Genomic DNA, 11826 nt, shown 5'->3' on the forward strand with positions numbered 1-11826 from the left:
AATGTTGCATAATTTATTGGATTAAGACACGCTTAGATATTTTTTTAGTGGTCTTGACAAGGGGCCCATTATAGTAATACTATCGCGATACCTTATATAGACTTTATACTGGGTTTCAGATACACTCTGCTCGGCAGAAAAATATTCCCTGCCAGTAACTGGCACAATATCTGCCCAGCAGGTGAAATCTTCATTCCAATCATCTAAAGCATTACCGTATTCATCCTGGGTATCCGCCCTAGATAAAATAGTCACTCTGTATCTCATTTTTCCTGGCTTCATCAAAACTTATCCTTTCTCACACCAGACAAAAGTGCTCTTAGAGTCAGTGCCAATTCCTTATAATCAGCCTGTTCTCGATGCTCATACATATAAGTCACTGTATAAAAAATTGCTACCTTGATGGTATCCTCACCTTCGCCAGTATCCTCCAGCTTATCCACCCTGAGTATGTCCTTACAAAACTGCTGGGCGGATGTTATAAGCTGGGCGACGAGGACATCGTCCTCATCGCTATCCAAACGAAGATAATTTTTCATTTCTTCAATTGTTACCAGCATATAATCACCTCGTAGTTTTATCAGGCGCCGCCCTTAACTTTCAAAATCTGTACAGCCTCTGGCAGAATCAGACGACCATCCACGCGCTCCTTCATCAGATAACCGACCATGCCATTACCAGAAAAGAGCTCACGCAGCTGCTGCATAGAACGAGAACCGCGGTCACCGATGTTGTAGTAGCTGTAATCACCAAATGCCAGGATTGGCTTACCAGCGCCACCCGCAGGAGCATACTGAGAGGTATGCAGGGCATAGCCAAAGAGACGGTCAGGCTCACCTGCAATAACTGCTGGCTGCCAGATATATGCGCCATTGTTATCCTTCAGCTTACGAAGTGCAGAGATGGTCTGGTCGTTGATGATAAAGGATGCATTTCGGCGGTATGGGCGCTTCAAAGTGTAGATGAGGTTAATCACATCATCGGCGGAGATATTGGCGGTATTAGTTGTGCAGGTTGCCTGACCACCCAAAGTCTCATGGAACAGGCCCGTTGGCTTGCCCTTGCCATCACCGTTGAGGAAGGCATCCTCCTCTGCATTTGCCATAGCCTTACCGAACTGCTCGATGACATAAGACTCCAGGTTGAAGGCGTTGTCGTAGAGCAGTTCCTCGGTAATCTTGATAGCGATGTGGAGCTTGTAGGCATCCATCATGATCTGGTCGAAGGTTGCATCGCCGAAGCTGATAGCCGCACCTTCCTCAATCCAGGAGGCTGCCGGCTTAGTAGCGGCGATGTTAATCTTATGCTCACCAGAAGTGGTTATGGTGGTGGCCAGGGAGCGCATGATATTCTCCTCAGTCAATACATCCACAAGGCGCTTATCGTACTCTACTGGTACGAGATAACCACCTGCCGCGTCGTTACCTTCCTGCAGCACATTGCTGACATTCTTGAAGTTAGTGCGAAGGGCAGTCATCATGGCCTGCTTGTACTCATCACTAGCGCGACCGGTTTTGATAGACGCACCTGGCGTATTTACGATTGGCTGATTGGTTGGCTGGGCCATGCTGTTATCCATGGCGGCCTGCTTCTCAAAACGCTCGATAGACTTGCCAAGCTCTACAAGGTCATTTTCCATCTTGTCGTAGGCTGCAGCGTCCTCTGCGCTCATCATGCCATTGGCATCGGTGTGGGAATCCAGAAAAGCCTTGGTATCCTCACACAGCTTTACTCTCTTGTTGCGAAGTTCTGTAATCTTATCCATAAATAAATTCCTCCTATATCAGTGCATAATTAAAGACAGCCTCTTCTGAAGCTGCCCTGCGTCAACGTTATTTACTTTTGGTGGTGTTAGCTTACTCATTAAAGAGTTAGTCACCGCCTGGCGGCTGAAAAGCATAGCCTGTACACCATCATTCTTCTCGTTATCCTTATTTTCAGAAAACATGATGCTGTCGGCAAAGCCAAGCTCTACCGCTTTCTTGGCGTTCATCCAGGTCTCGGCATCCATCAGCTTGGATATCTTGTTCCTAGACATATTGGTTTTCAGATTGTAAGCATTGATGATGCTTTCCTTGACCTCAGCCAGCATGTCGATGGCTTTTTGCATCTCGGCAGAATCGCCAATGGCTACAGTCATCGGATTGTGAATCATCAGCATGGCCACAGGGCTCATCTCAACTGTTGTGCCTGCCATCGCGATTACGGAGGCCGCAGACGCTGCCAGACCATCAATCTTTACATTGACGTTGCCCTTGTAATCCATCAGCATGTTGTAAATCTGGGCGGCAGCAAAGCAGTCACCACCTGAGCTGTTTATCCACACAGTAATATCACCAGAGCCAGCGTTAAGCTCATCGCGAAAAAGCCCCGGAGTGACCTCATCACCGAACCAGGTCTCATCGCTAATCTGACCATTAAGAAGTAAAATACGTTCTTCATGATTTTCCTCGGTTTCATTTTTACCCAATTCCAAAATTTCCTATTCATTGGATTCTCCCTCCTCTACATTACCGTTATTGCCGAAAAGACCTGCGTCCTTGAGCTTCGTCATGTTGCCGTTAATGAGATACAGATTGCCACCTTCCTCATCTGGGATAGGATTTAAATTCTCCATTTCGCGGATGTCGTTAGCAGAGAACCAGCCATTCTGCCGTCCTACGGCATAGCCATTCATACGGCTCTGGTAATCTCCTCTGAGCAAACCGTCCACATTGAATTTTATGAAATACTCTCCCTTTTCCATATCTGTCAGAAGGGACTTTTGTAAGGCCTGCTCCCAGCGGATAACCCACGGATTTAGCGTGTATTTCACAAACTCAAGTGACTGCTGCTCAATATTTGAAAAGCTCGACTTCTCCAAGTCTCCCACCATATGTGGCGGTACTCGGAAAATTCGAGCTATTTCGTCAATCTGAAATTTGCGTGTTTCCAAAAACTGTGCCTGCTCTGGCGGTATAGTCATCTGATGAAAAGTCATACCTTCCTCCAGGACAGCCACGTTATGACTGTTCTTTTGACCGAACTGTGCGTGCCAGCTTTGACGAAGGCGCTCTGGATCTTTTACCACGCCTGGATGCTCAAGAATACCGCCAGGCGTAGCACCATTGGCAAAGAACTTGGCACCATACTCCTCGGTGGCAAGTGAGATGCCCACTGCATTTTTTGCCATAGCAATCGGACTGTAGCCAACCAAACCATCAAAGCCAAGACCAGGAATATGCAGCACATCCTGTTTCTTCAGCCTTACCTGCCCAGCCTGTTTGATATTCGGATTTTCATCTGAGGATTTGGTATAGGTGTAGAATATTTCACCCGTCACACTGTCCCTGTCCACTTCCATCTTATCTGGCAATAGCGGATACATGCCCAGCACTCTACCTGCATGGTCTCTGAGTATCTGCGCATAGGCATTACCCCATAGAAGCAGATGACTCATCAATGTTTCCCGGAACACAAAACTAGTCATATCTGGATTCGGCTCATCATGCAGCAAACGATAAAGACTGTGGTTAACAACCATTTTCTTGCCATTGCCGTTGTACTTGTACAAATGAAGTGGCAACCCAGCTATGGAATCAGCCAGGATACGCACACATGCATAAACTGCAGTTGACTGCATAGCCGTTCTCTCATTGACCGGCTTACCCGCCGAAGTCTGGCCAAACAAAAAGGATAAGCCTCCAAGATAATTCTTCGGCTTATCCCTAGATTTAAAAATTTTTGAAAATATGCTCATAGGTACCTCCTAAATTTGGGTAAAAGAAAAGCACCCTGCATATGATGCTGGATGCCAATATAGAGAAGCAAACATAGTTTGTTCCATGTTCTTTATCCCCACTACCAATTAACAATAAAAAGTAGAAATACTTACTTATAAGAAATTACTTTTGTCTGTTTTACTGTATATAAGGCCTGTAATAACATTTTTGTTTTATCAAATCTATATACTGTTATATACGAACCTCTTGTCTCAAGCGCATTAGTCCACCACGGAAAAGCAATATCTCCTTCCGCTGTATAATACGGAGATTTCCTTCCGTTATTAGGGGTAAATATTTCGCCATCTACATTTTGATACTCTATTTCTTGTACTTTTCCATGTTTTATAGCAAACGTGCTACTCGAAAAACTGCTGCTACCACATGCTCGCTGCTTGAAGAATAAAAAATCTGGCCAGTCCTGTTTTCCCTTAATAATATAAAAACCATTCAGTGTTGGACTTGTAATATTTAATATCATAGTCGATCTATGATATGGTCGATTTTTTTCTAATGCTACATCTTGTCTAACTATTTCATCTGGTTTATTTTGTGGTGCTATATAAATATGATAATGCCCCTGCCAATTTTCTTCAAACTGAGATTCTGCCCAAAAATATTTATTCCCTATATATTCTTCATCGTCACTGATTATGTAAACATTATATACAATTCCTTCTACTGACTTTAATGCAAAATGCATACGCGCAGCATTCAAGGCTTGTAATTTTGTCATCTTGTCAACAGGTGTAGCAAATACAACACTACAAACTGTTAACAAGCATATTAATATCGAAAATATTTTTTTCATAATCATACTCCTAAAAAATACTTTTCTTTTAATATGAGTGATATATATTATCAATTTCTATCAGCTTATTAATGGCACCATTCCAACCCCTTATCTCAGATTCTTCAGCAACATCTTCCAACTCTGATTCATGTCGTTGTTTTATATACTGCATAGAACTACGCATCTCATCTATTTGACTCTTAAGCTCTTCTTTTTCTTGTTCTAATTCATATATTTCATTATTTTTCAGACTTAATTCTATTTCTAACTCCTTTTTATCTAATTGTAATTGCCTAATATCTAAATATAATACAATACATACTGCAACTAGTGCCAATAAACAAAAACCAAACACAACACGTTGATTTTTACATATCATACAATTTTTCTATCCTTTCTGATAATAATTTCAATATGTCACACCTATTGTGTCCACTAATTTATACTAACATGAACTTTAAATATCAGATCCGCTTATAATAACATAATACATCTCTCTCTCAACATCAAAGTTATTTTCAATTATAGTTCTACGTTTTATGCTATCACACCAATACGAAGCTCTATTATGATTGGCTGATAATTGGGCAAGTATTCCGCTATACTCATTTTGATTAATTCCAATATGATCAATAATCAATCTCTCACACAGTACAAGCCCGCCAGATGTCCGCTCCATGTTATGTCCTGGTGATACACTACACCCTATAATTACACTACTTACAATATTAGCTCTATTCGCCATTAACATCAAAGCTATATTTTCATTATCACAACTAATAGCTGCAGGATAAGCTATATATGGGTTTTGCTCAGAAGTTATAGTTTTTCCAAGTGGATAAATTATTATTCGTTCCCTATTACCAATCGCATTCGCCAATTCTGAGAAAAATGTATGCACATCTTTCTCGGTCACTTGAAATATCTGAGCACTACATATATTCATAGATAACACAATAATAGACACAGTCAATAATAATACTTTTTTTCAAATTCTCAACTCCATTTAATTAGTTTCTTCATAATAATGTTTTCATATAATTTTCAGATAATATGTCACCATAATAACACATTTGCTCCCCCCGTACAAGACCTTCAGTATTCTACAACAACAAAATCCCCCGACTATCATAAACCGAGTCCGCACTCCCTGCCCCGCGGTGTATTGCACTATCAAAAGCCATTATGGTAACGAACCATATGATGCTGGATGCTCATTTAAAAATTAATTCCAATATAGACTCAGTGTTACACTATTATCTAATTGTGAATACCATATATATTCATTATGACCGATATCATTAGCATAATTTCCAATATCCTTATTCAAACCATATGCCTGTCTGAATGCAGTTGGGCTATTTTTAGCGGACAATCCACTTCTGTCAAAGGCTCTATCACCATAGGAATATATAGTAATCTGAGTTACCATTCCGTCCCTTATATCGATTTCCAGGCCAAGTTCAGAATATCCGAGCTGTTTTCTGCCATGACTATCCTGAGTAAAATTCGGTACACCATATAGGGCGTATAGCTGATTCTCACTCATTCCCAAATAAATACCACCGACAGATTCATAATATTGTGGCAAAGCACTTCTTCTGTATGATTGACCATTAGTAGACATGTACTGATGTAATTCAGTTTTATCATATCCAGCATTCGTGAAACTGAGCCGCATTGTAGAGGAATCTTGCATATGAATAGTACAAGCAAAATTAGAGCCACCACCTGCCAGCCCGCTTATATCCACAATCTTTTTACCATTGATAGTGCTGCCAGAAATATTATATGCCACATTCCCATCAAGTGTATACCATGTACCACTAATCCTATTTAGTGTTTTCATAACATATTTCAGTTCTTCAGCGTAACCCAACGAAGCAATCAGTTGAATACAACATACCAACACTAGTACCCTTTTCAAATAACGACTACAGTTCATATGAAAATCTCCTCTTACTTATTTCTATCAATAATCTTTGTATCGTACTTAACAAATACACTCTATGGTAAAATAACATTTGGACTGTCTGCTACAACGAAAAACATCTTACCATCAGTTGTAACATAGCTCAATGACAATTCACCGAATAACGACCCATCAGCCAATAATGTAGTATAATCCCCCTGCCATTCATGTCTAATTTCAGTAACTCTAGAAATAATAACAACAAAGTTTTTCTTTTGGTTGGCAGGTATTATCAAATTAGGCACTACGTCACCCATTCCTATATTCTTGAATGCGGTTTCCTTAGTAGCGATTATTCCAGTAAAATTGACATAATTATTCGTAGAATATTCATAATAAAAATCAACTTCTACTATATCTTATTCTACAAATAACTCTGTTATCCTGCTTTTATAGCAATAAAATTCCTCGACTATCATAAACTGAATCAACACTTCCTGCTCCACAGCGAATTGCGCGGTCCAGGGCCATTATTGTGGCTATGGCTCCGTCGATCTTCTCTGTGGATTTTTCTTTGTCTGCTTTTATATTGCCAGCTGGATCAGTGCGGACGTAGATGTTATCCATCATCCAACGGAGGACTGGATGAGCACCGTGAGCTATTTTCTGCTCTAATGTCAGCTTCATCAGTTCTTTCGTCGGTGGTGACATATCTTTAAAGCCCTGACCAAATGGAACTACAGTAAATCCCATGCCCTCCAGTTTTTGCACCATCTGCACAGCACCCCAGCGGTCAAAGGCGATTTCTCTGATGTTGTATTTTGTGCCAAGTTCCTCGATGAACTTCTCTATGTAGCCGTAGTGAACTACATTTCCTTCAGTCGTCTGCAAGAATCCCTGATGCTCCCATAGGTCATAAGGCACATGGTCACGCTTCACTCGAAGGTCTATGGTATCCTCTGGAATCCAGAAGTACGGCAGCACCACATATTTATCGTCCTCGTCCTCTGGTGGAAACACCAGCACAAAGGCCGTAATATCTGTGGTACTGGACAGATCAAGACCACCGTAGCAAACTCGTCCCTTCAGGCTATCCTCATCAACAGGAAAGCCACATGCGTCCCATTTGTCCATAGGCATCCAACGGACGGCCTGTTTTACCCATTGGTTTAGTCGGAGCTGCCTGAAAGAATTTTCTTCTGCCGGATTCTGCTTGGCTGACTCACAGGCAGCCTGCATTTTTTCCATGGTAATAGTATCACCTAGAGAGGGATTTGCCTCTTTCCACACAGCAGGGCTTGTCCAATCAGCAGATTCAGGTGCACCATAAATAACAGGATAAAATGTAGGATCCACCTTGCGGCCCTCAATAATATCCAATGCCTTCTGATGAAGCTCATAGCAGATGGAATTTGTGTCATTACCTGCTGTGGTTATAAGGAAGTACAATGGCTGCTCTCTGGCATCACCAGAGCCTTTGGTCAGTACATCATATAGTTTTCGGTTTGGCTGAGCATGGACTTCATCAAGAACCAGCCCTGAAACATTCAATCCATGCTTGCTCGTCACCTCTGCTGAAAGTACCTGATAGAACCCATTATTGAAACCCGACACAATCCTTTTAGTGGCTGTCAGAATTTTTGACCGTTTTGCCAGGGCAGCTGTCATATTAACCATTTGATGTGCTACATCGAATACTATGGCTGCCTGCCGACGATCTGCAGCGGCACCATAAACCTCTGGCGATGCCTCACCATCGGCAAAAAGCATATAAAGGGCAATTGCTGCAGCCAGCTCACTTTTTCCATTCTTCTTTGGAATTTCAATATAGGCTGTGGTAAACTGCCTGTTTCCATTGGCTTTCAGTGTACCAAAAATATCCCTTACAATCTGTTCCTGCCATGGCAGTAGTTTAAATGGCTTTCCTGCCCACCTGCCCTTTGTATGGCACAGGCACTCAATGAAGCCCACAGCAAAATCAGCCTGAGCCTTGTCATAATAAGATGTTCTCAGTTTGAATTTTGTAGGCTTATATTCTGCCATTCCTGTATCCTCCCAATAAAAATCCGCCCCTTGTTGGAGCGGATACTTTAGTATTATAAAACTTTCAAGACTAACACACAGTGGATACTGTGCCCTGGAATTCATTACTTTGATATAAAGAATACTTGATACCAAGGCACTAGATTTCAGTACGACCAAAAGGCCCTCCGAAGAGAGCCTTTCCTGAAACTTTTACTCGCTGTACTTAAGGGCTTCATAGAGGATTTTCGTATCCAGCCCGAATCTTTCGTAGCCTTCCAAAATCCCATCAAAGTACTGCCTGGTCGGAAGCCCCAGCTTCGAATTCTCAGGTGGCATGATGTAGGCCATGCCGGTTCCCTTTGCCCGTCTGCCTGGACGGTCTCCGATGTAGTTGAATTCGATATCTTCCTTTACATAAAAGGATGGCCAGCCTTCGCAGCGGTCAAGATTCTTTTCGTCTGCCGGGCTGATGGCCCACACCACCACGGGAACCTTACACCCCGCTTCCTTTTCGATGGTGGCATAATTGCCGCTTTGCGAACCCTTGAACATTAGTCGCCATCCCTTAATGATTCCCTTGCCAATCGGCTCAGCATCAGGGCAACGGTGGTACATCTGCTGAAGGCTCATGTTGCTTCCATAGGCTAAATAAATTTTTCTTTTCATATCTGAAGACTCCCTTCCTAAAACAAATCAATATGCTCCTACCACCTAAAGGCCCCTTTCGGGGCTGGTGGCTTGATTCGCTTTAGGAAAGGTGCCTCCATGCTGAGTTTCCTTCGAGGTGCTTAAGGAGGTGGAACCTGCAGGTTTTGAATTCATCTCCGTTAAGGCCAAGGCGGGGAAGCCAGCACCTGAAGGTGTATTTTTCGTTATCGCTGCTGCTTGGCTTTGAACTTGCCTTTTTGGTGTTTACCGCCTTTGCGGTAACCGCCATACAGAACTGTATGTAGGCCTTTAACTCGCCAGCGTGGAGGGTGCTGTTGAAAAGCCTGAACTCGACCGTTCCTTTTGTGAAGTAGGCATGGAGGTTAAGTCCGTGGTAGCGGCTGCTGTTGTAATGGTGGTCTCTGCCGTGTGGCGCTTCTGCGTACCAGAGGTCTGCAAGCTTTGCCCTTGTCTTTGGGCGGTGGGCTTCAATCATCTCAATCAGCTTCTGATTGGTCTTTTGGCAGTATCTTGCCCTGTTTTCCTTGACCTGTATTGCTTTGTAAAGGATGTCCTCCTTGCTTCTGATGTTCTTGAGAAGGTTGCAAAGGGTGGCGGGGGTGAAATTCTCTGCTCCGATGTGGATGTGGATTCCTGTGCTACTGTTCACAACCGCTCCGGCTTTTCTCAGCCTTCTGAGGATTTCCTGCAGGTCCTCAATGTCCTCGTATCGAAGAATCGGTGTAACCACCTCGGTCTTGTAAAGGTCGCTTGCGTAACTGCCGTCCTTCTTCTCGGCTCTGATGCTTGAGTCGCTCATGGCCTTCCAAGTTATTCCCTGTCTGTCCGTTGCGTGGTAGGCATCGTAACCGCCGCCGTAATGGCTTACCTCTGTTCCAAAGTAGGCTGCAATTGTCTTTGCCGCCCTGTTTCTTGTAATTCCTGTCATCTCAATCTCTACTCCGAAGGTCTGTGCTCTCAAATCAATCATGTTTTGTCATCCTTTCTGTTTTGCCTTGCTTTGCTTTTGTTGTGTGTATATTACCGTACATCTGTACTGATAGCAAGTTATTTACAGAAAGTATTTCAATGTATTTTAGGATACATTTTCCCTTGAAATACTGTGGTTCAGGGCATTTCCATCCCTTCTCCCCAGCCTATCTTCCATGGCTTATTTTCCATAAAGGATGAAGTTCACATACTCAGCTTTGTTGGCTGGAAGATACTCCACCAGCTCGTCAAAATCAAGTTCTTTGGCAATTTCCCTCACCCGGATAATATCAAACATGTTCGTGGCTCCGGTCTGGCGGACTGCCAAAATCTGATTCTTGATTTCTTCAGTCATGCTCACCCCTCCTTCACAACATGGCAGCTGTCTTCACCATAGACTATAATGGATACCAGAATCTGGACCATATTTTGAAAATTTAAGCGTGCATGTTATAGTAAATATATAACAATCTAGGAGGATTTTTTATGACACGCTGTCAATATACACCAGAATTTAAAAGTAAAGTTGTTATGAATATTCTTCAAGGTAATCAGGAACTGAATGAAATATGTGCTCAACATAACTTAAACCCCAACATGGTTAGAAAGTGGAAGCAGGAATTCTTACAAAATGCTTATCTTGTATTTGGTGCAAAATCTGAGCACAAACAATCTCAGAGAAAGGAGAGTGACCTGAAGAAAAAGAATGATCAAATGCTGAAGACTATTGGGCAGCTTACAATGGAACGTAATTTTCTTCAGGATTGCTTTCGCAAAATTGGAGAAGATATCCCTTCAATACCAGGATTTGATTACAAAGGAATCTGATATTTCCATACGCCGTCAATGTGAGCTCTTATCTATTAATCGTTCTAGTATTTATTATGTACCAGTTGAAGCAGATAGAGAACGGTTGCTACTACAAGAAAAACTTATGGAAAGAATAGATTATTGGCATACAACCATGCCATACCTAGGGTCAAGAAAGATTACTAAATTACTGATACATGAAGGCTTTAAGGTTTGTCGCAAAACTGTAAGAAGACTGCTTGAACGAATGAGTATAACAGCTATTTATCCAAAGAAAAATCTTTCCAAACGCAATTTCAAGGAGGCGATAGTTCCGTATTTACTACGAAATTATAAGGTTACAGCATCTAATCAGGTTTGGTCTATAGATATAACTTATATAAAAATGCATCATGGCCATATGTATCTAACGGCTATTATAGACTGGTATAGCCGTAAAATAGTGGGTTGGAATTTGTCAGACACACTTGGAACGGCATATGTATTGGAAGCCGTAAAAGATGCTGTAGCCACATATGGTACCCCAGAAATACTTAACTCCGATCAGGGGTGTCAATTTACTAGTAAAGAATACAAGGAGATGATAAGAAATTACGGTATAAAACAGAGTATGGATGGAAGATCCCGTTGGGCAGATAATATAATAATTGAAAGGTGGTTTCGCAGCCTAAAGACAGAAAAAATATATCCAAATGAATTTGCCAGCCCACGAGAATTACGCAAAGGATTAATAGATTACATTAACGAATATAACAAAGTAAGACCACATGAAGCATTGGCATATAGGACGCCTGATTCTTACTATTATGGCCAGAATGTTGCATAATTTATTGGATTAAGACACGCTTAGATATTTTTTTAGTGGTCTTGACAAGGGGCCCATTATA

The 11826-nt window shown here is 42.0% G+C and carries 15 protein-coding genes and 1 pseudogene; 2 read left to right on the forward strand and 14 right to left on the reverse strand.

Annotation, left to right across the window (positions count from 1 at the left end; translation table 11 throughout):
- Positions 1-21 precede the first annotated feature (21 nt).
- The 14 genes and pseudogenes from I6E26_RS10240 to I6E26_RS10305 all read right to left on the reverse strand — a co-directional run bounded on the left by I6E26_RS10240 (position 22) and on the right by I6E26_RS10305 (position 10484).
- Positions 22-282, reverse strand: a complete 261-nt coding sequence (locus tag I6E26_RS10240; protein WP_328228060.1) for a phage head closure protein — start codon at positions 280-282, stop codon at positions 22-24.
- A complete protein-coding gene (locus I6E26_RS10245) occupies positions 282-560 on the reverse strand; it encodes a head-tail connector protein (protein WP_235321768.1) in 279 nt (92 codons plus the stop codon). The genes I6E26_RS10240 and I6E26_RS10245 overlap by 1 nt, the downstream gene beginning before the upstream one ends.
- A gap of 20 nt (positions 561-580) precedes the next feature.
- On the reverse strand, positions 581-1765 hold the full coding sequence (locus I6E26_RS10250) for a phage major capsid protein (RefSeq protein WP_235321769.1): 1185 nt from the start codon (positions 1763-1765) through the stop codon (positions 581-583).
- An 18-nt stretch (positions 1766-1783) separates the two neighbouring features.
- A pseudogene (locus I6E26_RS10255) lies at positions 1784-2490 on the reverse strand (head maturation protease, ClpP-related).
- Complete coding sequence (locus I6E26_RS10260; protein ID WP_235321770.1) at positions 2483-3739, reverse strand: phage portal protein; 1257 nt, start codon at positions 3737-3739, stop codon at positions 2483-2485. Before I6E26_RS10260 ends, I6E26_RS10255 begins: the two are co-directional and overlap by 8 nt.
- 131 nt (positions 3740-3870) lie before the next feature.
- Positions 3871-4572, reverse strand: a complete 702-nt coding sequence (locus tag I6E26_RS10265; protein WP_235321771.1) for a hypothetical protein — start codon at positions 4570-4572, stop codon at positions 3871-3873.
- Between the two features lie 28 nt (positions 4573-4600).
- A complete protein-coding gene (locus I6E26_RS10270) occupies positions 4601-4933 on the reverse strand; it encodes a hypothetical protein (RefSeq protein WP_235321772.1) in 333 nt (110 codons plus the stop codon).
- 78 nt (positions 4934-5011) lie between these two features.
- Complete coding sequence (locus I6E26_RS10275) at positions 5012-5470, reverse strand: hypothetical protein (protein WP_235321773.1); 459 nt, start codon at positions 5468-5470, stop codon at positions 5012-5014.
- Between the two features lie 309 nt (positions 5471-5779).
- Positions 5780-6499 (reverse strand): hypothetical protein, encoded by a 720-nt coding sequence (locus I6E26_RS10280; protein ID WP_235321774.1) that lies wholly within the window; start codon positions 6497-6499, stop codon positions 5780-5782.
- 62 nt (positions 6500-6561) lie between these two features.
- Complete coding sequence (locus tag I6E26_RS10285; protein WP_235321775.1) at positions 6562-6783, reverse strand: hypothetical protein; 222 nt, start codon at positions 6781-6783, stop codon at positions 6562-6564.
- 133 nt (positions 6784-6916) lie between these two features.
- Entirely contained in the window at positions 6917-8509 is a 1593-nt protein-coding gene (locus tag I6E26_RS10290) for a terminase large subunit (RefSeq protein WP_235321776.1), read from the reverse strand.
- A gap of 192 nt (positions 8510-8701) precedes the next feature.
- Positions 8702-9157 carry a gamma-glutamylcyclotransferase family protein gene (locus I6E26_RS10295; RefSeq protein ID WP_235321777.1) on the reverse strand — a complete coding sequence of 152 codons (456 nt, stop codon included), beginning with the start codon at positions 9155-9157 and terminating at the stop codon, positions 8702-8704.
- A gap of 82 nt (positions 9158-9239) precedes the next feature.
- Complete coding sequence (locus tag I6E26_RS10300) at positions 9240-10130, reverse strand: amidoligase family protein (RefSeq protein WP_235321778.1); 891 nt, start codon at positions 10128-10130, stop codon at positions 9240-9242.
- A 180-nt stretch (positions 10131-10310) separates the two neighbouring features.
- On the reverse strand, positions 10311-10484 hold the full coding sequence (locus I6E26_RS10305; protein ID WP_235321779.1) for a DUF5049 domain-containing protein: 174 nt from the start codon (positions 10482-10484) through the stop codon (positions 10311-10313).
- Between the two features lie 131 nt (positions 10485-10615).
- Here I6E26_RS10305 and I6E26_RS10310 point away from each other — a divergent pair, with 131 nt between their 5' ends.
- Positions 10616-10957: a transposase gene (locus I6E26_RS10310; protein WP_235321780.1), complete on the forward strand. Its 342-nt coding sequence runs from the start codon at positions 10616-10618 to the stop codon at positions 10955-10957.
- Positions 10938-11765 carry an IS3 family transposase gene (locus tag I6E26_RS10315; protein WP_235321781.1) on the forward strand — a complete coding sequence of 276 codons (828 nt, stop codon included), beginning with the start codon at positions 10938-10940 and terminating at the stop codon, positions 11763-11765. The genes I6E26_RS10310 and I6E26_RS10315 overlap by 20 nt, the downstream gene beginning before the upstream one ends.
- Positions 11766-11826: the final 61 nt, after the last annotated feature.

Source organism: Anaerovibrio lipolyticus (assembly GCF_021531495.1).
GTDB lineage: Bacteria > Bacillota > Negativicutes > Selenomonadales > Selenomonadaceae > Anaerovibrio.

Bases quoted from the DNA above. Each gene is read 5' to 3' on its own strand.
- I6E26_RS10250 (WP_235321769.1), bottom strand. From the start codon at position 1,765: ATGGATAAGATTACAGAACTTCGCAACAAGAGAGTAAAGCTGTGTGAG.
- I6E26_RS10295 (WP_235321777.1), bottom strand. From the start codon at position 9,157: ATGAAAAGAAAAATTTATTTAGCCTATGGAAGCAACATGAGCCTTCAG.
- I6E26_RS10290 (WP_235321776.1), bottom strand. From the start codon at position 8,509: ATGGCAGAATATAAGCCTACAAAATTCAAACTGAGAACATCTTATTAT.
- I6E26_RS10280 (WP_235321774.1), bottom strand. From the start codon at position 6,499: ATGAACTGTAGTCGTTATTTGAAAAGGGTACTAGTGTTGGTATGTTGT.
- I6E26_RS10240 (WP_328228060.1), bottom strand. From the start codon at position 282: ATGAAGCCAGGAAAAATGAGATACAGAGTGACTATTTTATCTAGGGCG.
- I6E26_RS10300 (WP_235321778.1), bottom strand. From the start codon at position 10,130: ATGATTGATTTGAGAGCACAGACCTTCGGAGTAGAGATTGAGATGACA.
- I6E26_RS10265 (WP_235321771.1), bottom strand. From the start codon at position 4,572: ATGAAAAAAATATTTTCGATATTAATATGCTTGTTAACAGTTTGTAGT.
- I6E26_RS10260 (WP_235321770.1), bottom strand. From the start codon at position 3,739: ATGAGCATATTTTCAAAAATTTTTAAATCTAGGGATAAGCCGAAGAAT.
- I6E26_RS10245 (WP_235321768.1), bottom strand. From the start codon at position 560: ATGCTGGTAACAATTGAAGAAATGAAAAATTATCTTCGTTTGGATAGC.
- I6E26_RS10270 (WP_235321772.1), bottom strand. From the start codon at position 4,933: ATGATATGTAAAAATCAACGTGTTGTGTTTGGTTTTTGTTTATTGGCA.
- I6E26_RS10305 (WP_235321779.1), bottom strand. From the start codon at position 10,484: ATGACTGAAGAAATCAAGAATCAGATTTTGGCAGTCCGCCAGACCGGA.
- I6E26_RS10310 (WP_235321780.1), top strand. From the start codon at position 10,616: ATGACACGCTGTCAATATACACCAGAATTTAAAAGTAAAGTTGTTATG.
- I6E26_RS10285 (WP_235321775.1), bottom strand. From the start codon at position 6,783: ATGGGTGACGTAGTGCCTAATTTGATAATACCTGCCAACCAAAAGAAA.